The organism is Plantibacter sp. CFBP 13570 (genome assembly GCF_014841395.1).
GTDB classification, from domain to species: Bacteria; Actinomycetota; Actinomycetes; order Actinomycetales; family Microbacteriaceae; genus Plantibacter; species Plantibacter auratus.
The window spans coordinates 77,285-96,230 of the sequence record NZ_JACYTW010000001.1 but is presented as its reverse complement, the minus strand read 5'-3'; the positions used below and the strand labels follow the sequence as shown (position 1 = coordinate 96,230).

General features: G+C 69.3%; 17 protein-coding genes. 8 read left to right on the top strand and 9 right to left on the bottom strand.

The features are described from left to right. The first annotated feature begins 87 nt into the window (after positions 1-87). The gene (locus IFT89_RS00435) at positions 88-1,008 is read left to right on the top strand and encodes a hypothetical protein (protein WP_202937910.1); all 921 of its coding nucleotides are present in this window, start codon (positions 88-90) and stop codon (positions 1,006-1,008) included. A gap of 10 nt (positions 1,009-1,018) precedes the next feature. Here the strand turns inward: IFT89_RS00435 and IFT89_RS00430 are convergent, their stop codons facing one another. After that, on the bottom strand, positions 1,019-2,101 hold the full coding sequence (locus IFT89_RS00430) for an alpha/beta hydrolase (RefSeq protein ID WP_161578587.1): 1,083 nt from the start codon (positions 2,099-2,101) through the stop codon (positions 1,019-1,021). 194 nt (positions 2,102-2,295) lie between these two features. Here IFT89_RS00430 and IFT89_RS00425 point away from each other — a divergent pair, with 194 nt between their 5' ends. Both IFT89_RS00425 and IFT89_RS00420 read left to right on the top strand, forming a co-directional pair. After that, positions 2,296-2,469, top strand: a complete 174-nt coding sequence (locus tag IFT89_RS00425; RefSeq protein ID WP_064294062.1) for a CsbD family protein — start codon at positions 2,296-2,298, stop codon at positions 2,467-2,469. Between the two features lie 96 nt (positions 2,470-2,565). Continuing rightward, complete coding sequence (locus tag IFT89_RS00420) at positions 2,566-2,829, top strand: GlsB/YeaQ/YmgE family stress response membrane protein (protein ID WP_064294061.1); 264 nt, start codon at positions 2,566-2,568, stop codon at positions 2,827-2,829. 297 nt (positions 2,830-3,126) lie between these two features. On the opposite strand, the gene IFT89_RS00415 is transcribed toward IFT89_RS00420, so the two are convergent. The 3 genes from IFT89_RS00415 to IFT89_RS00405 form a co-directional block, all read right to left on the bottom strand. Then, on the bottom strand, positions 3,127-3,678 hold the full coding sequence (locus tag IFT89_RS00415) for a type 1 glutamine amidotransferase domain-containing protein (protein ID WP_079003748.1): 552 nt from the start codon (positions 3,676-3,678) through the stop codon (positions 3,127-3,129). A 109-nt stretch (positions 3,679-3,787) separates the two neighbouring features. Next, complete coding sequence (locus IFT89_RS00410) at positions 3,788-4,735, bottom strand: G5 domain-containing protein (protein ID WP_191939942.1); 948 nt, start codon at positions 4,733-4,735, stop codon at positions 3,788-3,790. 88 nt (positions 4,736-4,823) lie between these two features. Then, positions 4,824-5,768 (bottom strand): J domain-containing protein, encoded by a 945-nt coding sequence (locus tag IFT89_RS00405; protein WP_124767820.1) that lies wholly within the window; start codon positions 5,766-5,768, stop codon positions 4,824-4,826. A gap of 150 nt (positions 5,769-5,918) precedes the next feature. On the opposite strand from IFT89_RS00405, the gene IFT89_RS00400 reads away from it, so the two are divergent. After that, positions 5,919-6,170 carry a type II toxin-antitoxin system Phd/YefM family antitoxin gene (locus IFT89_RS00400; RefSeq protein ID WP_064294058.1) on the top strand — a complete coding sequence of 84 codons (252 nt, stop codon included), beginning with the start codon at positions 5,919-5,921 and terminating at the stop codon, positions 6,168-6,170. 5 nt (positions 6,171-6,175) lie between these two features. Further along, entirely contained in the window at positions 6,176-6,433 is a 258-nt protein-coding gene (locus IFT89_RS00395) for a Txe/YoeB family addiction module toxin (RefSeq protein ID WP_064294057.1), read from the top strand. A 20-nt stretch (positions 6,434-6,453) separates the two neighbouring features. On the opposite strand, the gene IFT89_RS00390 is transcribed toward IFT89_RS00395, so the two are convergent. Together IFT89_RS00390 and IFT89_RS20060 are read right to left on the bottom strand one after the other, a co-directional pair. Further along, on the bottom strand, positions 6,454-8,079 hold the full coding sequence (locus tag IFT89_RS00390; RefSeq protein WP_202937909.1) for a DUF7059 domain-containing protein: 1,626 nt from the start codon (positions 8,077-8,079) through the stop codon (positions 6,454-6,456). Continuing rightward, a complete protein-coding gene (locus tag IFT89_RS20060) occupies positions 8,042-11,638 on the bottom strand; it encodes an efflux RND transporter permease subunit (RefSeq protein WP_244650513.1) in 3,597 nt (1,198 codons plus the stop codon). Before IFT89_RS20060 ends, IFT89_RS00390 begins: the two co-directional genes overlap by 38 nt. Positions 11,639-11,894: 256 nt before the next feature. Here IFT89_RS20060 and IFT89_RS00380 point away from each other — a divergent pair, with 256 nt between their 5' ends. Beyond that, entirely contained in the window at positions 11,895-12,275 is a 381-nt protein-coding gene (locus IFT89_RS00380; protein ID WP_064294055.1) for a hypothetical protein, read from the top strand. A gap of 19 nt (positions 12,276-12,294) precedes the next feature. Here IFT89_RS00380 and IFT89_RS00375 read toward each other — a convergent pair whose 3' ends face one another. From IFT89_RS00375 to IFT89_RS00365, 3 genes are all read right to left on the bottom strand, one after another. Further along, the gene (locus IFT89_RS00375) at positions 12,295-12,867 is read right to left on the bottom strand and encodes a hypothetical protein (RefSeq protein ID WP_202937908.1); all 573 of its coding nucleotides are present in this window, start codon (positions 12,865-12,867) and stop codon (positions 12,295-12,297) included. Positions 12,868-12,876: 9 nt separating this feature from the next. After that, positions 12,877-14,919, bottom strand: coding sequence for a primary-amine oxidase (locus tag IFT89_RS00370; protein WP_202937907.1), 2,043 nt, complete (start codon positions 14,917-14,919; stop codon positions 12,877-12,879). Positions 14,920-14,980: 61 nt separating this feature from the next. After that, positions 14,981-16,459 carry an APC family permease gene (locus tag IFT89_RS00365; protein WP_202937906.1) on the bottom strand — a complete coding sequence of 493 codons (1,479 nt, stop codon included), beginning with the start codon at positions 16,457-16,459 and terminating at the stop codon, positions 14,981-14,983. Between the two features lie 212 nt (positions 16,460-16,671). Between IFT89_RS00365 and IFT89_RS00360 the strand changes: the two genes are divergently transcribed. Further along, positions 16,672-18,162, top strand: a complete 1,491-nt coding sequence (locus tag IFT89_RS00360) for an APC family permease (protein ID WP_192019784.1) — start codon at positions 16,672-16,674, stop codon at positions 18,160-18,162. Continuing rightward, positions 18,159-18,884, top strand: coding sequence for an IclR family transcriptional regulator (locus IFT89_RS00355; protein ID WP_202937905.1), 726 nt, complete (start codon positions 18,159-18,161; stop codon positions 18,882-18,884). Before IFT89_RS00360 ends, IFT89_RS00355 begins: the two co-directional genes overlap by 4 nt. Positions 18,885-18,946: the final 62 nt, after the last annotated feature.

The following is an 18,946-nucleotide window of genomic DNA, read 5'->3' as shown; positions in this document are numbered from 1 at the left end:
TGTGGAGGTGCCACCTCTGACCTCGTCGACCCACCCCGCAGGGCATCGTCGCTCTGCCAGCCCGCGCTCCGAGCGGAGCGTGGCACCGTGAGTCGCGGGTGGAACGGCTTCGTCGCGAAGTCGACATGGCTCCCGAAGGCCTGGCGCGAACGCGCTGAACGTGCGCTCTCGGAGGACCCCTCGACGCCGGCCACGCCGGACACGAACGACGCCGAGTCCGCAGCGGACCACTCGCCACGGCGCACGCCGGATCCCACATCCCGGGCGACGCCGACACCCCCTGCTCAGCAGCCCGACGACTCGGCGCCGCTGGACGACCGCGACGCGCACGCACCCCGGACGCCCGTCGCCGGCCCGGACGTCGGCGAGGTAGCACCAGCCCATGACCGGTCCACGACCGGCCTGGTCGACCCGGTCGCCCTCCCCGTCACCGCGTCGGCCCCGGTCGTCCCCCTGAGCGTCGCCATCACCGATTTCGAGCTCGCCGACGACTCCGTCATCGGCCCCGCGTCCGTCCTCGACAACCTCGAGCTCACGAAGGCCGCCGTGACCCGCGTCGCATCGACGATCCTCACGACCGAGGGCCCGATCGCCGTCCCGCGACTCGTGACCATCGTCGCCCGGCGCTTCGGCGTCGACCGACCGTCCGAGGAGTCCCGCACCGAGCTGTCAGCGCTGGTGACGGAGGCGTTCGTCGTCCAGAACGGCTTCGCCTGGCCCACCGGACTCGACGTCGTCACGTGGCGAGGCGTCCGCCGGGTCGTGCATCGCGATCACCGCGCGGTCACCGACATCAGTCCCGCGGAGATCTGCAACGCCATGGAGCTCGTGATCACCGCGAGCCCCGAGCACGAGGTCGACCGCGAGCAGCTGCCGATGCAGGCGGCGTCCGTGCTCGGCTACGGTCGCCTCGGCGAGACCGCTCGACGTTGGCTCGACCTCACGCTCGCCCAGGCGGTGCTCCACGGTCGTCTCGTCGAGGACGGCGAACGCATCCGCCTGCCCTGACGCCGATCGTTCAGCGGACGGGCGGACCCTGCTGGCCGAACGGCAGACTCGTGTCGGTGACGCCGTCGATGAAGGCGTCCATGCGCTGGAGGTTGAACCGGCCCTGGTCGTTGAGCAGGAACTGGTACTCGTGCTCGAGCCCCGGTCGGAAGTCCGGGTTGAAGATCATCGATTGCACGTCGACACCGAGGCCCTGGAGCTTCGCCTTGAACTCGACCGACTGCGGGTAGAGCGGATCCCAGTTGCCGACCGTGATGTACGTCGGTGGATACTTCGCCGTCAGATAGTCGACGACGGACGCGGACGCCACCTCCGGTCGGGTCTTGTAGTCGCGCGCTCCGAAGTACGACCAGAGCACCGTGTCGAGGAACCACCCGAAGCTGCCCTCGGCGTTGACCAGGCTGAGGTCGTAGGCCCCGCAGGCGAGGACCACCCCGGCGAGCTGCTCCGGTTCGATCGGCGATTCGACCTTGATGGAGCTGGCGTACTCGGAACTCGTGACCACGTTCGCGACCTGGGCGGCGATCTGGGCACCGGCGGAGTCACCGGCGAGGATGAGCTTGGACGAATCCACGTTGAGCGCGCGAGCGTTGGCGTCGAGGTAGCCGAGCGAGTCGGCGACCTGCTCGATGGGCAACGGGTACTGGCCCTCTGGCGCGATCGTGTACTCGACCGCGATCGCCGTGTACCCCTCGCCGGCCAGCACGCGCATGTAGTTGGAGATGAGTTCCTTGCTGCCGGAGATCCACGCTCCACCGTGCACCCACACGATCGTCGGGAGGGCGGCACCGCTGCCGCGCACCCCGTCGGGCGTGTAGACGTCGAGCAGCGCGTCCGCGTCGCCGGAGCGGTACGGGATGTCCTGTCGGACGTCGACACCGTCTGGGACGTACTTCACGAGGTCGGATTGCACGACCTTCGCCCGCTCGTCGAAGGCCATGCGGATGACCATCGAGCCCGGCCACGGGGTCAGCTGCAACCAGACGAAGATCACCAGCGCGATGGCGAGGATCACGCCGATGATCCAGAACATCGTGTTGCGGACGACACGCAGGAAGCGCGCGAAGCCCGAGCGAGGGGGTGCTGTCCTCAAGCGATTCACCTCCTGGCGGGTCTGGACGGCGGCGCTGCCTGGCGGAACACGAACCTCCAGTCTCGCATTCGATCGCACTCCGCCGGCGCCCGGGAAGTTTTTCGACGGATTCCGTGACGAATGCCCGCCGAGCTGCGTCTTACCCGATGACCGGACATCATCACCGGTTTCCAACGCAGACGAAGGAGAACGCCATGAGTGCATCGGACAAGATCCAGAACGCCGCTGAGGACCTCGCGGGCAAGGCGAAGGAAGCTCTGGGCAAGGTCACCGGCGACGACAGCAAGGTCGCAGAGGGCAAGGCCGACCAGACGAAGGCCGACGCCAAGAAGGCCGGCGAGAATGTCAAGGACGCGTTCAAGCACTAGTCCTCGCGATACAGTGGCTGCCCCCGCCCACCGGCGGGGGCGGTAACACGGTCGACCGGCACCCCGTTCGATCCAGTAATCACATTTGGAGACATCATGAGTTTTCTCGGCTTCCTGCTGCTCGGCCTCATCGCCGGCGCCCTCGCCAAGGCAATCCTTCCGGGCCGTCAGGGCGGCGGCTGGTTGATCACGCTGCTGCTCGGCGTCGTCGGAGCACTGCTCGGCGGCTGGCTCGGCGGCATCCTCTTCGGCGCGAACCTGCAGGAGTTCTTCTCGCTGCAGACGTGGCTCCTCGCCATCGGCGGATCGATCGTCGTGCTGCTCATCTACGGCGCACTGACCCGCAACAAGAAGGCGTAAGCGCCTCCACACAGCACTCGGACGCCCGGCCCCTCCAAGGGGTCGGGCGTTCGTGCGTGTCTGAGGAGGGCCGGCGACCGCGGGGTGTCCGCCATTGAGGGGACTGTGCCACCTCCTATGCCCTGTCAGGATGACTGATGTTTAATGTCAGCATCTGATATGAGAGGAGGTGGTCTCATGGACTTCTATCGAAAGTTGCTCGAGCTGCTCCGCGCGATCTACGGCTGGGTCTGACCCGCACGGACGAACGCCCGGTCCACCAGGACCGGGCGTTCGTGCGTCGCGTTGCGACCGGAGTCAGGCGTGCTGGCCCTCGTGCTCGCCTTCGCCGATCTCCTCGACGAGCTTCGCGTTGAAGGCCGGGAGGTCGTCGGGCGTCCGGCTCGAGACGAGTCCCTGGTCGACGACGACCTCCTCGTCCACCCAGGATGCACCCGCGTTCCGCAGGTCCGTCTTGAGGCTCGGGTAGCTCGTGAGCTCACGACCACGGACGACGTCCGCCTCGATGAGGATCCAGGCGCCGTGGCAGATCACCCCGACCGGCTTGCCCTGCTCGAAGAACGCCTTCGCGAAGGCGACCGAGGACTCGTCCACGCGGAGGTCGTCCGCGTTGACGACGCCGCCCGGCAGCACGAGTGCGTGGTAGTCGTCGGAGGACGCCTCGGCGACCGCGACGTCGACGGGCTGGACGTGTCCGTTCTTGCCGGTCACGTCCTGGGTGGCGGGCGACACCAGTCGGGCGGTCGCTCCGGCTCCGGTGACCGCCTCCCAGGGGCTCGTCAGTTCACTGTCCTCGTAGCCGTCCGTGAGCAGGAAGGCCACCTGCTTGCCGTTGAGTTCTGCGCTCATCGTCGCTCCAATCCGTCAGCGTCGAGGCACCGTCCGGCGCCTCGCCAGCGACGATACGCTCGGCTCCACCTCGCGGACCCGGGCTTCCGCCGAGCGCGAACGGGGTTGCTCAGGTGTCGCAGGCGATGCCGTCGCCGTCCCTATCGAGGTCGTAGACGTCGCTCCCGACGACGTACACCGGGCCGGGCGTGTACGCCGGCCCGTTGCCGCTTCCGCCGGCGCAGTCGACGTCGCTCGCGACCGGAACGCACTGCCCCTCGTAGTTCGGGTCGCACCCTCCGCCGGCCGGATCGGCGACTGGAGCGGGAGGCGGCGGAGCGGGTTGCCGCGTCCCGACGGACGTCACCTGCGCGACCGGTTGGACCGACACGAGCTGCGCGACGAGCTCTCGAGTGATCTCGACCCCGGCTCGCGTGGTGACGCGGTAGGTGTTCGTCTGCTGTCCGGGGACGCCCGTGGTCGTCACGACGACTTGGCCGACGTCGACGTTCGGGTCTTGGACCTCGGTCGCAGCGAACGGGATCTCCACGACCTCCGTCACCTCGGTGACGACGTCGGTCGGGGTGGGGGACGGCGTGGCACTCGGCTTGGCGACGGACGTCCCCTCCGGAGCCGACAGCAGTGCCGCGGGCCGGCTCCCGACCGGGTGGATGGCCGCATTGGCGCTCCCGCCCACGACGAACACGCACAGGGCCGCTCCGATCACCGCGGCCGCGATCCCGCGGTTGCGGATCCCGAGGGAGGAGACGCGACCACGGACGAGCGCGACCACGCCGATCACCACGGCCACCAGGGCGACGAGTGCGAGCATCGCCCAGAACGCGCCACCGACGGCGCTGACGAGCAACAGCGCTCCGACGAGGCTGAGCAGGACGATGTGGAGCGGACCGAGGCGGCGCGTACGCGTGGCCCCGGCGGCTGCAGCTGCAGCAGGGACGGTGGCCGGGGGAGCGGGCACGGCCGTCGGCACGCGTTGCCCACCCCAGCCGACTCCGGTCCACCATCGTTGCTGGCCGGGCTGCTCAGGATCGGGATACCAGCCCGCGGGAGACGTCATGCCCTGATGCTGGGGCCTGGAGCACGACGACACAAGGTCCCCGAGTGGGGCTGGAGGGGATTCCTCCCGTGCCGTGTCGCGGCGCGTGTCAGAGGCCGACGAAGCGGATGGTCTGCTGCAGGCGCGTGCGGATGTCGAACAGCTGGTTGCCGCCCATGCGGTCGAGGCCCGGGAGACCGGTGCGGAGGAGGTCGGCCAGGCGGGAGCGCTCGACGAGGACCGTCACCGGATGCTTGCGACCGATGAACTCCACCGACTCCGGGGTGGCGCCGTCCGGCACGACGATGACGGAGGCCGTGAACTTCACGCGGGCCGCCTTCGCGACGGTCCGCGCCGAGCGCACGATCGACCGGACGGGCTCCTCGCGAGGATCGAGCGTCTCCCCGACGACCTCTCCACGGTGCACCCGGACCGACCCACCCCAGTCCTCCGACTTGACCGCGAAGAGGCCGGTCGGGCCGAGGACGACATGGTCGAGCTTCGCCTCGCCCGGCGCCAGGACGTCGTGCCAGACCGTGTATCCGATGCCGAGCGTCGCCACGGTGCGCGCCGTCTGCTCCTCGGCGAGCGCGTTGGCCAACTGGTGCCGGATCTCGCGCGGAGCCGAGCGCACGAGCTTCGGGTCGTAGGGGTCGTCGAGCGGGACACCACGGCCGACCCATTCGCGGATGAGCCCGAGGTAGGCCTCGCGCGAGTCTCCGCCGGGGTGTCCGTAGGCTCGAGCGCGGGGTCGTGAGTCGGCGCGCTGCGTACCCGACCGACCAGTGGTCGACGCCGACCAGGTCGGAGCGTCGTCGTCGCCCGCGTCGGAGGACGGCACGTTGCGACCGCGGTCGTAGGCGGCCCGGTCCTGCTCGGTTCCGACGCGCTCCCAGGCGAGCTGGACGGCGTTGAACTGCCGCGCGCTTCCGCCGAGGTCGGGGTGGGTCTCGCGCATGAGCCGTCGGTAGGCCCTCCGGAGCTCGTCCTGCGTCGCCGTCGTGCTCACGCCGAGCACCTCGTACGGGCTGGCTGAGAGTGGGCTCTCCGGCATGGAGGGTGGTCGCTTTCGTCGGCGGCGTCGGTCGGTCCGACACGGCAGACTATCGCCATCACCTGGAAGACCGCCCGAACCGGCACCCTGTCGGGGCTGTGGACAACTCCAGCGAGCCGACGTACAGTTTGTTGTACTTGGAGGATGTCGATGCGTACCCTCAGTTATTCGGAATCCCGCGCGAACTACGCGGCCACCCTCGATTCGGTCCTCGACGACCGCGAGGAGGTGATCATCACCAGAGCGGGGCGCGACCCGGTCGTGATCGTCGCGCTCGACGACTACGAGTCCTTGAAGGAATCGGCGTATCTGCTCCGCACGCCGTCGAACGCACGTCGGCTCCTCCAGGCCATCGACGACCTCGAGGCCGGCGCGGGCACCGAGCACGACCTGGTCGAGTAGTCGGCGTGCGGCTCATCTGGTCCGACGCCGCCTGGGAGGACTACTGCCACTGGCAGCAACAGGATCGGCGCATCGTCAAACGGATCAATCTCCTCCTGAAGGACATCATCCGGAACGGCAACGAGGGCATCGGCAAACCTGAGGCGCTCAAGCACGGCTTCCAGGGATTCTGGTCACGACGGATCACCGACGAACATCGACTGGTCTACCGCCTCACGGACGACGGCGTCCTCATCGCCCAGGCACGCTTCCACTACGAGTAGGGCCAGCGTGCCGGAACACCTCAGGAGCTCGGCAGGAGGATGCCGTCGTCCAGCAATGCGCGGACCCGGGGGAGGAGTTCGGCGCGGAGTTCCGCCGCATCGACCTCGACGAGCTGGGCGATCGCGTCGATGATGGCTCCCAGGGTCAACTCGCCGTCGCAGGCCCCGACGAGCCCCGCCAGGCCTGTGTCGATGCCCACCGAGCGGGCCAAGCCGCCACCCTGCCGCAGGGTCATCGCCGTCGGGTCCTCGTCCCCGGGCCAGTAGTGGCGCTCCTCGGTGACGTCGCCCGCGAGGATGACGCGTTCGCCGAGCAGCTGCTCGTCGTCGAGCGCGACCTGCCAGTCGTGTGCGAGGAGACACACGGCGAGGTGCGCACCGAGCCCGGCGGCGTTCGAACCCGCCTGCCCGTGCAGCCGCTCGAAACGGCGCAGCGGAGTGGACGGGTCCGATCGACGGAGCAGGACATACCCGAAGCCGACGCCGGTCACGGCCCGAGCCGCGAAGTCGTCGAGCCAGGCTCCCGCGAGGCGCTCGAACTCCGGCGTCCCGAGGCGGGTGCCACCGTCCCGGATCCAGGTCTCCGCGTATTCGGCCGGATCCTGCACCTCGCGCTCGATGACCCAGGCGTCGACCGGTTCCGGACTGCGATCCACCCACTCGGCGACGCGCTCGAGCCCGTCGGCGCCGTCGCGGTACTCCCAGTTCCCGAGGAACTGCGCCACGCCGCCGGGCGTCAAGTGCCGGGCGGCCTCGAGGAACACGGACTCGACGAGCGCATCGCCGACGAGACCGCCGTCGCGGTACTCGTAGCTCGGCACGCCCTCGGCACGCGGGGTGATGACGAACGGGGGGTTGGAGACGATGCGGTCGAACCGTTCACCGACGACGGGTTCGAACATGCTGCCGTGGCGGAATTCGATCGAGTCGATGCCGTTCAGGTGCGCGTTGAGTGCGGCGAGCTCGAGGGCCCGTTCGGAGATGTCCGTCGCGACCACGTGATCCGCGATCCGCGACAGGTGGAGCGCCTGGATGCCGCACCCGGTCCCGAGGTCGAGTGCCGTTCCGATCCGCTCAGGGAGGATGATGCCGCTCAGGGTCATCGACGCGCCGCCGACCCCGAGGACGTGCTCTTCGCCGAGCTCATGACCCAAAGCGAGTTCGCCGAGATCGGAGGCGATCCACCAGGCACCGCTCCCGTTGGCGTCGACCCAGGCGTACGGACGCAGATCGATGGCCGGGGCGACCGACCCGTCGTCGCTCAAACCGACGAGACCGAGCGCCACCGCGCCGTCGAGACCGAGCGACGGCAGAGCACGCGTCGCGTCATCGGCCCCCACGGCGACACCGAGCACGAAGAGTGTCGCCAGTGTCGCGAGCGGTTCCGCGCCCGCCGTCCGGCGGCGTTCGTCGAGTGAGCGGATCGCCACGACCCGGTTGGAGCGGTGCAGGGCCGCCTCGGCCGTCTCGCCCCAGAGGCCGCGCACCCGCTCGACCGTGTACCCGGCCGCGTCGAGGTCGGAACGGAGGAGGTCGATCAGTCGCTGGTCCACGCCCACCAGTGTGCCAGCTGCGGGGTGGGCCGAGCCGCCCACCCTGCAGCCGCCGTCAGCGATCCGTGGTGAGGATCGCGTCGAGGTCCTCATCGGTCTGCTCGTCGTGCTCTTCGACCTCGCGCTGCGCGGCCTTCGCCGTGCGCTTCCGTTCACGCCTCGCCAGACGGCGCTCGGTCCGGCGCTCCAGCAGCAGGTACAGCACGGGCACGAGGATGAGCGTCAGGAGCGTCGACGACACCAGGCCGCCGATCACGACGATCGCGAGCGACTGCGAGATGAACACCCCACCGCCGGTGAGGCCGAGCGACATCGGCACGAGCGCGAAGATCGTCGCGCAGGCGGTCATGATGATCGGCCGCAGACGGAGTCGGGCTCCGTGCAGGACCGCGTCGTCGATGCCGTCGCCCCGAGCCCGGTACGAGTTGACCAGGTCGATGAGGACGATCGCGTTCGTGACGACGATGCCGATGAGCATGAGGAGGCCGATCATCGACGGGATGCCGAGCGGGGTCCCCGTGATGAGCAGGGCCGCGATCGCGCCGGTCGCCGCGAAGGGCACGGAGACCAGCAGGATGAGCGGCTGCAGGAGGCTCCGGAACGTCGCCACCATGACGATGAAGACGAGCACGATCGCGATGAGCATCGCGAGGCCGAGCTGCGCGAACGACTCCTCCTGGTCCTGGGCGACACCACCGACCGAGGCGGTGACCCCGCTCGGCAGGTCCAGGCCGTCGAGGCCCTCCCGGACGGCGAGCGTCGTCGCGCTGAGGTCGTCACCCGTCGGCGTCGCCGACACGGTCACGGTCCGGACGCCGTCGATGCGCGTGATCGCCGCTGCGGCGCGTTCCTCGCCCACCTGCGCGACGGCGCTGACCGGGATCGGGACGGCGCTGACGTTGGCGAGGTCCTTCTGCGCCTGGGTGAGGCGGTCCGCCTCCGCCTGCTGCTCGGCCGCCTCGCTCTCGGCGTCCCGCATCGCGGTCAGCTGCTCGTCGATGGTCGTGATCGAACCCTGGAGCTGGGAGATGGCGTCGCTCAGCCCGACGAGTTGGGCGGCGCGGGCCTCATAGGCCTGCCGTGCCGCCTCCTCCTCCGGTGTCGTGGGCGTGACCGGTGGCACCTCGACGGGAGCCGCTTGCAACGCGCTCAGCTGAGCCCGCAGGGCGTCGAGCTGCGACGCCGCGGTCGAGCGGGCCTCCTGGAGTTCCGAGCGCTGGGTCGCGGCCTGGGATGCCGCCTCGTCCTTCGCACGCTGGGTGGCCTCGTCCTGCTCGGCCGTGAGGGCGTCGGTCGCGGCCTTCTGAGCCGCGGCCTGCTGCAGCGCGCTGACCGGAAGGGGGAGCGCGGCGATCTCGGCCGGTGTCGTGCCGACCCGCTGCGACCGCACGATGATGTCGCGAGACGAGCCCTCGAGGATGACCGAACCCATCGGCGTGCCGCGGAGCGCACTGGCGATGGCCTGGCCGACCTGCTCCTGCGTGAAGCCGTACCGGGCGGCGGCGGCGCGGTCGACGTTCACCTTGAGCAGACCTTGCTCGTCGGCGAGGTCGCTCGTCGCATCGCGGAGGCCGTCCGTACCGCCGAGCATGTCCTGCACCGCGGCCGCAGCTGTGGCGAGCGCCACGGGGTCCTCACCCTGCAGCGTGACCTCCATGCCGCCACCGCCACCGGTGAATCCGCCTGCGGCGTCACCGACGGTGACCTCTCCGACGTCGTCGAGCTTCGCCACGGCCTTCCGGATGGTGTCGGCGACGCCCTCACGTGAGCTCTCCTCACCGACGGTCACGCTGATCTGTGCCGTGTTGCTCGAGCCGTTCCCACCGACGGTGGTCAGGTACCCGGAGACGCCCGCGGTCTTCGCGAGGACCGCTTCCACGGCCGCGGCCGCGTCGCTGGTCACGTCGAGGCTCGTCCCCTCAGGGAGTTCCTGGGTGACCGTGACGGTGTTCTCGCCCCCGATGTCGCCGAGGTAGTCGGTCTTCAGGAACCCGGCCGAGACGATCGTCCCGGCGAAGACGACCGCCGCCACGAGCAGGGTCACGACGGGACGCTTCAGGGCGGTGCGCAGGACCGGCAGATAGGCCCGCTGGAGCTTCGAGTACGCCTCGGACTCGTCCTCGACCACGGACGCCTCGTCGGTGGCCGCGACGTCGGTGGCCTTGCCAACAGCCGGGGCGGAGGAGCCTCGCATGAACCAGTATGCGAGCACCGGCACGATCGTGAGCGAGACCACGAGGGACGCGATGAGCGCGACCGACACGGTGACGGCGAACGGTCGGAACAGCTCGCCGACCGTCCCGCCGACGAAGGCGACCGGGAGGAACACGGCCACGGTCGTGATCGTCGACGCGGTCACGGCCCCGGCGACCTCGCGGACAGCTTCGACGACACTCGTGGTCGTCATCGCCCGCCCGGTGTGCCGACGTTTGATGTTCTCGATCACCACGATCGAGTCGTCCACCACGCGTCCGACGGCGACGGTGAGCGCCGCGAGCGTGAAGATGTTGAGCGAGTAGTCGCCGATCCACAACCCGATCATCGCGATGAGGAGCGAGAGCGGGATCGACACGGCCGTGATGATCGTGGACCGGATCGACAACAGGAAGACCAAAATCACGATGATCGCGAACAACAGCCCGAGCCCACCCTCGACGGAGAGGTCGTGGATCGACTGCTCGACCATCGGCGACTGGTCGAAGACGACGGTGAACGCTGCACCAGAGCCGAGCTCCTGCTCCAGCCCGGGGAGGGCGTCGCGGATGGTGTGGGCGAGTTGGACGGCGTTGGCCGACGGGTCCTTGAGGATCGTGAGCGACAGCGACGGGAGACCGTCCGCCCGGGCGATGGAGGTCTCGGCTGCGGGGACGAGCTCCACGTCCGCGACGGCGGAGAGCGCGAAGGGCCCGTCCTCGTGCTGGATGGGGAGCGCCTGCACCTCGGCCAGCGAGCCGACGGGTGACCCGACCTCGATCGAGAGTTCCTTGCCGGCGTCGACACTCGTCCCGGCAGCCGTGATGACACCACTCGCTTGGACGGCAGCCATGACCTCCTCCGCGGTCACCTTCTTGGCCGCGAGGTCGGCCGGACGCATCGTGATGACGAGCTGCGTGGCGTTCTCACCCGCGAGATCGACCTGGCGGACGCCCGCGATCCCACGGAGCGCGGGGAGCACGGTGGACTCGACCTTGCCCGCGAACTCGCCGGACTCGTCCTCGGACGCGACCGCGAGTTGCAGCACGGGGATGTCCTCGCTCCCGCCGGCGTAGACCTCGGTGGTCGAGTCGTTCGGGAGCGTGCTCTTCAGGCCGGCGAGGGCGCTGCGGATGTCACCGACGATCTTCTCGTCGTCCTGGCCGAAGTCCCAGCTCACCTGCACGGACGTGGAACCGCTGACCGACGTCGAGGTGACGCCGGTGACGCCCTTGACCCCCTGCACCGCCTGCTCGACGGGCTTCGTGACCTCGCGCTCCACCGACGACGGCGAGGCGCCGGGGTACGTCGCGGCTACGACGGCACCCGGCTGCTGCACGGACGGCAGCAGTTCCTGCTTCAGGGAACCGACCGCGAAGAGCCCGAAGGCCACGATCGCCGCGGTGATGAGGCCGACGATCAGTCGATTGGCGAGGCTGAGCCTCGTGAGGAATGACATGGAAGGACGGGCCTCTCGGTCGCGGAGTGGGCGCGATCCGCCCCACTCCACGCTATGGAGCGCCGCCACCGACCACATCCGCATGAGGATGGACCTGATGCGACCCCGGCATCCGCCGATCGGACGACATCGGTGGTCCTGCGGTACCAGCCTCCGCCGCGAGGGAGCTGCGCCTTGACGGCATGGTCCACCGATACCGGGCGTACCCTTGATACCCGAGTGCGCGCCGCGGGGTGCGCCGGAGCGAGGAGGGTACGTGGATCTGCAGGCCGTCGACCTCCCCAGGTTGCGCCGCGACGCACAGCTCGAGCGCGAGGTGATCATCGAGCACCGCGCCCGCGACGGTGAGGACCCCTGGGACTTCCTGCCCTCGATGCCGACGGTCGACGAGCTCGTCGTCGCCGTCCTCAGGGACGACGCGCTGCACGCCCGGGGTCTGGCCGCCCAGCACGCGATGGCGCGGCTCGCCGGGTACTCGTCGCTCGACGACGCCCAGGACCACCGCGACAACGCGGACCACTTGGAGTACGAGGTGCTCCGTGAGATCGCCCGAGTGCACCCCGAGTTGACCCGAGCGGTGTGGCGGATGTCCGGCAAGGTCGCCCGGCCGCCGTGGGAGGGCGACGACGCCGAGTAGATCGACGCCGCCGCCCGGGTCACAGCGCCGAGGCGAGCCCCATGGCGACGACGGAGACCGTCATGCTCACCACCTCGACGACCACGACCCGCTCACGCCGTCGAGCCGCCTCGACCGCGATCCACGTGGACAGGGCGGCGAACCCCGCCATGCCGCCCGTCAGGAGCACGGCGGGGAGGGCGACCGTCCCGATCTGATGTCCTGCCGGGTGCATGCCCGATCCTGCATATATGGTCCCGGCGGCATGACCAGCCATGGTGCACACGAGCGCCGCCATGATCACGAGGCCGCCTGAGGTGTGCGCGGTCATCGCCGCACGGTGACGCGTGGTGGCGAGCGCCACAGCGTCACCGACCGGAGTCGGCAGCCCGGCGATGTACCGCAGCCGGACCGCCGAGGCGACGGCGAGGACGATCGGGACGACGGCCCAGAGCAACGGATGCAGCATCCCGACACCGGTCGCCAGGTCGAGCATCGCCGCGAGCATGACGATCGCGGCCACGAGGTCGAGGGGTCCGCGTCGGCCGCCGACGGTGCAACAGGCACCGACGGCGGCCGGGACGAGCGCCCCGAGATGGAGGACCTCGCTCATCGCCGCGGCCTAGTGCCCGTGGCCACAGTGCTCTTCGGCGCCCTGGTCGTGACCGCCGTGTCCCACGTGCGCGGCGCCGGTGTCGTGCGAACAGTGCCCGACCGCTTCGTTCGGCGGGACGTTCAGGGTCGGGTTCTTGCCGAAGAAGCCGTAGGGCTTGAGCGTGAACCGGGCGTAGTCCACCGGCATGACCGGCCAGTCCTCCGGACGGGGGAAGTGCGTCGGTCCGAAGGTGTGCCAGAGCACGATGTCCTCGCCGTCGATCGACTCGTCGCCCTCGATGAAGCGCGTGATCCCGTCGCCACCCGGGTTCTGGTGGACGAAGTCGCCCGCCGCGTATCGTTCAGCCGGGTCGTACTTCGTCACGAAGAGGTGCTTCGTCGCGAACTCCGCCCGCTTGGCGATCGACGACGACGCGTCGGCCATGAGCGTCGGCGACTCCTGCGGGTACAGCACGTACCCCGTCGGGCGTCCCATCCGGTTCGTCTTCTCCGTGTTGACGATGTGCCAGGCTCGAGCGGCCGAACCGTCCGCCACGCGCCCGGACCCCGCTTCCGTGCTGAGCCGCGTGACCCGCTTCGTGAAGGCGTTGCCGTGCTCGTTCCCCGGCCCGATCGGCACCCGGACCGCGTCCACCTCCTCGACCGCGTTCGACAGACCGTCGACCATCATGTCCAGACGGGCCGAGAAGAGGTGCTGGTGGTACGGCCCACCGAGCCCGGGCGCGACCTCCGAGGCGTACGGGTAGTCGGCGCCCTCCGCGTCGAGCCCGGGGTACGCGGAGGTGAAGAGGATGCCCGTCAACTTCGACTCGCACTCGATGGTGCCGTCGAGGTACAGGTACCAGTAGAACCCGTAGTCGTAGTTGCCGACGGTCGTGAAGAAGGAGATGACCAGCCGACGCGACCGCCGGACCTCGTTCGAGCCGGTGTACAGGTCGGAGTGCTTCCAGAGGGTGCCGAAGTCCTCCTCGTGCATGCAGATCCCGTTCTCGATCGTGAACGGATTGCCGAGTTCATCGGCGAGCACCGCGTCGAAGTACTTGATCTCGCCCACGCAGTCGCACCCGAGCGCCAAGGAGTTCGTGAACCGGCCGAACAGGTACTCGCCGGTGTCGAAGTAGTTCTGCCAGAAGCGCACGGGGGAGGGGTCACCGTAGGGGACCAGCATCTCGTTGATCGACGCCCGATAGATGATCGGTCGTTCCTCGCCGGCATCGTCGAACGAGAGCTGCCGGAGGACGAGGCCCTCACGGACGTCGAACCCGACCTGGAACCGCCAGTTGCCCCACTCGACGAACTCGCCGTCGACCTGGAAGCTCGGACCCTCCGGCTGGGTGATGACGATCGGCTTGAGCGAGGAGAGCGGAGCACCCTGGACCACCGGGTCGTCGAAGTTCCCGGGCTCCGCCGGGATCGCCAGGGCTGTCGCGTCGATCAGGCGGGTGATCCGTCGCGCGGCGGTGTCCACATAGGCGCTCAGTCCGTCGACGGGGTGGGCCCACGGGTGGTCGGCCGGGTAGTCCTGACGGAACGCGAGGACCCGGACGATCCGGCGCCCGACCTCCTCGGGATAGTCGTAGAAGCCGGCCGACAGCGGGACGACCTTCACCTCGTCGACCGTGCAACCACGGGCGGCGAGGGCGGCGACCCACCCCTCGTCCTCCGCCACGATCTCCGCGATGGCGTCGAACTCCTCGATGAGGATGGGCAGCTGGCCGCGGGAACCGTCCAGGACGACCGTGCTGAGCAGGGACCCGCTGTCGATGGACACCACGTTGTCCGTCGATCGACCCGTGGCCATGTCGAGCAGCATCACGCGGGCGAGGCGTTCCGGCAGGGGACCGCCGCCGGCCTGCCAGGCGAGCACCGCCCGCTTGTGGGGCTCCTCGAGGCCGACGTAGGCGAACCGGGTCGTCTCCGTGAAATCGTCGAAGCCGGTGACGATGTCGCGGATGCGGTCGAACTCCGGCGCGGACAGGCTGGCGAGCGGGTGCTGGACGGGCGTGTCGCCGTCGGTGCTGCGCAGGGTGGTGGGGTCGGTGATGGTCATCGTGATGCTCCTGGTTCGGTGATGCGGCTGGTGTCGGAAGGCGAGGGGAAGGGTCGGATGGTCAACCGCCGATGGCGTCCATGACGTCGGCATAAGCCGCCGGGCGACGACGACGCAGGTACGCGGCCTGCACGAGGCCGACGACGGGGCAGACCACGATGAGGGCGAGGAGGACGGCGCTCACGGTTCCGAACGCGGGGTTGCCGCCCGCATCCACGTCTCCGACCAGCATCGGGAAGTAGACGACGATCACGACGGCGGAACCGACGAGTCCGATGAACCCGAGGCCGGGCGCGACGACCGTGTTCCACACCCGCCGATCCTGCTTCGTGCGAGCGAAGTACACGATCACCGCGAGGCTCGTGACCGCCATGAGGATCGCGATCGCGAGGGTCGCGACGCCGGCGAACCAGGTGAACACCTGCAGGACGGGGTCGAGACCGAGCACGGCGAAGACGACGATCAGGATCGCCGCGGTGGCGCTCTGGACGAGCGACGAGGTGTGCGGCGAGAGGTGCTTGGGGTGGACGCCGCCGAGCCGGCCCGGCAGGACGCCGGCGTTCGACATCGTGTGCTGGTACCGGGTGATGACGTTGTGGAAGGAGAGGACGCAGGCGAACATGCTCGTGATGAGGAGGACGTTGATGACGAGCTCTCCGACCGGGCCGAGGTAGAGCAGGGTGGTGCGGAGGATCATCGCGCCGGGATCCTCACCGGCCACGGCGAGGACGTCGTCCGGGCCCCAGGCCATGACCAGCGCCCAGGAGGCGAGGGTGTAGAACAGGCCGATCCCGATCACCGCGATGTAGGTCGCCCGCGGGATCGTGCGAGACGGGTCCTTCGCCTCGTCTCGGAAGATCGCGGTCGCCTCGAAGCCGATGAACGCCGCGATCGCGAACATCAGTCCGACACCGGGCGACCCGGAGAACACCTGCTCGGGCACGAACGGCTCGGCCGACAGCCCGTCGGCACCTCCGGTCACGATGACCGCCCCGGCGAGGACGAGGACGATCCCGACCTCCGCCACGAGCAGGACGCCGAGGACCTTCGAGCTGAGGTCGATGTGGCGGTAGCCGAGCAGACCGACGACGGCGATCGACGCGAGCGAGTAGAGGTACCAGGGGATCTCCGGAGCACCGAGGCCGGCGAAGGTCACGCTCAGCAGGTAACCGATGTAGCCGTACACCGACACCTGGATGGTCGTGTAGGTCAGGAGGGCGAGGAACGCCGACGCGAGACCGGCCGGTTTGCCGAGCCCGTATCCGACGAAGGTGAAGAAGGCACCCGGCTTGGGCACGTGCCGCGTCATGGCCGAGAGTCCGACGGCGAACAGCAGGAGGATCACCGCGGACACGACGTACATGCTCGGGAAGCCGACCCCGTTGCCGAGCAGGATGCCGAGCGGTGCGGCTCCACCGACGACCGTCAACGGCGACGCCGCGGCGACGACCATGAAGACGATGGCGGTGACGCCGAGCGATCCCTTCAGGGACCGGGTGGGCTGTCCGGCATCGGTGGCCGGACCTTTCGTGACGGTCATGGACACTCCTCGAGCGATGCGGCGGTATCGGGACGAGGCCAGCATCCCGGTCTCCTGTTGCCGCCTCGTCTCGTCGCCGTAACACCTGCTCGGCACCGAATGAGACCGGTCGGCACCGCTGTCTCATTTGACGGTCATGAAGCCGAAACACGCCCGCCACGGCGGTGCAACGGGACGCGCCTAGCCTGAACGACGAGGAGGAGGTGAGGGACGTGACGGCTCTGGAACGCGCGATCAGCAATCCTCCGAGCGTCCGTGGTCTCGAGTCCCGGTCACCGGTCGACGGCCTCCAGCGGCGCAGTGTCGGGTTCATCGACGTGTTCGCCCAGTCCGTCTCGGCGGTGGCGCCGTCCGCTGCTGCGACGACGATCCCGTTGATCGTCACCGTGACCGCGGGCGGGGCGACCATGTGGTCGCTCGCCATCGCGATGCTGCTGTCGTTGCTCGTCGCCACCACCGTGAACGTGTTCGCGAAGCGCATCGCCGCAACCGGCTCGCTGTACACCTTCGTGTCGAAGGGGCTCGGAACGGGTGCGGCCTTCGTCACGGGCGTCGCGCTGCTCATCGGGTACGGCTTCATCGCCATGTTCGCCCTGGCCGGTGCCGGGTACTACCTGTCGATCCTGCTGCACCGGTTCTGGCCCGGTATGCCGAGTTCGACGGGTGTCGTTTCCGCACTCCTCGTGTGCATGGCCGTCGTCTGCCTCGTCGTGCTCGTCCGCGGGATCCACCTGTCCACCCGGGTGACCCTGATCGTGGAGAGCGCCTCGGTCGCGACCATCCTCATCCTCGTGGGCGTGCTCCTGTCGCAGCTCGGACCGACGCCCGACTGGGCCGTGCTCGGGCTGGACGCCTCCCCGGAGCACCTCGCGGTCGGATCGGTCCTCGCCGTGACCGCCTTCGTCGGATTCGAGAGCTCCTCGACACTCGGCGTCGAAGCCCGTCGGCCGTTCGCGAGCATCCCCCGGTCCCTGGTCTGGACCGTCGTCGGCGCGGGTCTCCTCTTCCTCGTCACCTCGTACAGTCAGCTGGCGGGCTTCGCGGCGTTGGGGGAGGACATCACCGCGACACGGACGCCCATCAACGACCTGGCGCTGGCCTTCGGCGTCGAATGGATGGGGCTGCTGCTCGACCTGTCTGTCGCGGCGTCGTTCCTCGCCTGTGCGATCGCCTCCATCACGGCATTCTCGCGGGTCGTGTTCTCGATGGGTCGAGAGGGGGTCCTCCCGTCGCGCCTCGGGACCACGCACGGCCGGTTCCGTACGCCCCATGTGGCGATCATCACGGCTCTGGCGATCGTCACGCCCGTCTCGGTGCTCGCGCTCGTGCTGACCGGAGGAGCCTGGGCGGCGATGCAGGTCCTCATCGTCGTGGCCGCGGCCGGGTACATCACCGCCTACGTCCTCGTCTGCATCGCAGCCCCGGTCTTCCTCTGGCGGATCGGGGAACTGACGCTCTGGCCGCTCCTGCGAGCGGTGGTGGCCGGGGTGCTGCTGTCCGTCGCGCTCGTCGTCTATCTGGTCGTCGAGAGCGCCGGCGAGCGGGCTGTCGGCGTCTGGGTGTTCCTCATCACGATGGCGCTCGGCATCGCGATCTGGGCGATTCGGCATCGACGCCGACCGTGGCTGAGTTCGACCGTGGGGGTCTACGACGAGACGGTGAGCGCCGACGTGCTCGGCGGACCGTCCGCGGAGCCCCGGTGAGCGGCTCGGGCGAGCTCCGCGCCCGACAACCGAAGGCCGTGCACAGCGCGCTCACCGTGCTCGAGGAGGTCGCGCGATGCGGTGCCGGTGTGACGGCGCAGGAGGTCTCGGCCGGACTCGACATGCCGAGGGCGACCACGTACCGACTCCTCAACCTCCTCGTCCAGGACGAATACCTCGTCCGCATGCCCGATCTCCGTGGATTCGCGCTCGGACGGAAGGTCGTCGAGCTCGCCCATCTCGTCGCTCCGGCCCCACCCCCGCTCGCTGCGCGCGAGGTGATCGGACGATTGCGGTCGAGCGTGCGAGGCGGCGTCCACCTCGTACGGTACGAGGGCGATCGGATCAGGATCGCGGATGCGGATCCCGACTTCCCGTTGAGTGACGAGCAGCGGATCGTCAGGCGTCTCGACACCTCCGCGATCGGGCGTCTGCTCCTGCACGAGCTCGCTCACGGCGGATACGACTGGTCAGGACTCGTCCAGCGGCCGTTCCGGGACGCCGAGCCCTTGATCCACGACGTCGAACGACTCGGGTACGCACGGCAAGTGGGTGAGATCACGCCCGGTCACGGTTGCCTCGTGGTCCCGATCCGGGACGACCGCGGCGGTCTCGTCGCGGGGCTGTCGCTCTCGGCACCGAGTGAGCGGATCGAGCGCCCCGCCGCACTCCTCGACCTCCTGATCGACGGCTCGCGTCAGCTGCAGCCGCTCCTCGTCTGACCGCCGGACGTCCGTGTGACATCAGCCTCGAGAAGGCGCATAATCAGAATATGCAGCCAGCT

What these genes read in the sequence shown, in the direction of transcription:
- IFT89_RS00425 (WP_064294062.1), top strand. Translation starts at nt 2,296, where the DNA reads ATGAGTGCATCGGACAAGATCCAGAACGCCGCTGAGGACCTCGCGGGC.
- IFT89_RS00420 (WP_064294061.1), top strand. Translation starts at nt 2,566, where the DNA reads ATGAGTTTTCTCGGCTTCCTGCTGCTCGGCCTCATCGCCGGCGCCCTC.
- IFT89_RS00415 (WP_079003748.1), bottom strand. Translation starts at nt 3,678, where the DNA reads ATGAGCGCAGAACTCAACGGCAAGCAGGTGGCCTTCCTGCTCACGGAC.
- IFT89_RS00410 (WP_191939942.1), bottom strand. Translation starts at nt 4,735, where the DNA reads ATGACGTCTCCCGCGGGCTGGTATCCCGATCCTGAGCAGCCCGGCCAG.
- IFT89_RS00405 (WP_124767820.1), bottom strand. Translation starts at nt 5,768, where the DNA reads ATGCCGGAGAGCCCACTCTCAGCCAGCCCGTACGAGGTGCTCGGCGTG.
- IFT89_RS00400 (WP_064294058.1), top strand. Translation starts at nt 5,919, where the DNA reads ATGCGTACCCTCAGTTATTCGGAATCCCGCGCGAACTACGCGGCCACC.
- IFT89_RS00390 (WP_202937909.1), bottom strand. Translation starts at nt 8,079, where the DNA reads ATGAGGACCTCGACGCGATCCTCACCACGGATCGCTGACGGCGGCTGC.
- IFT89_RS20060 (WP_244650513.1), bottom strand. Translation starts at nt 11,638, where the DNA reads ATGTCATTCCTCACGAGGCTCAGCCTCGCCAATCGACTGATCGTCGGC.
- IFT89_RS00375 (WP_202937908.1), bottom strand. Translation starts at nt 12,867, where the DNA reads ATGAGCGAGGTCCTCCATCTCGGGGCGCTCGTCCCGGCCGCCGTCGGT.
- IFT89_RS00370 (WP_202937907.1), bottom strand. Translation starts at nt 14,919, where the DNA reads ATGACCATCACCGACCCCACCACCCTGCGCAGCACCGACGGCGACACG.
- IFT89_RS00365 (WP_202937906.1), bottom strand. Translation starts at nt 16,459, where the DNA reads ATGACCGTCACGAAAGGTCCGGCCACCGATGCCGGACAGCCCACCCGG.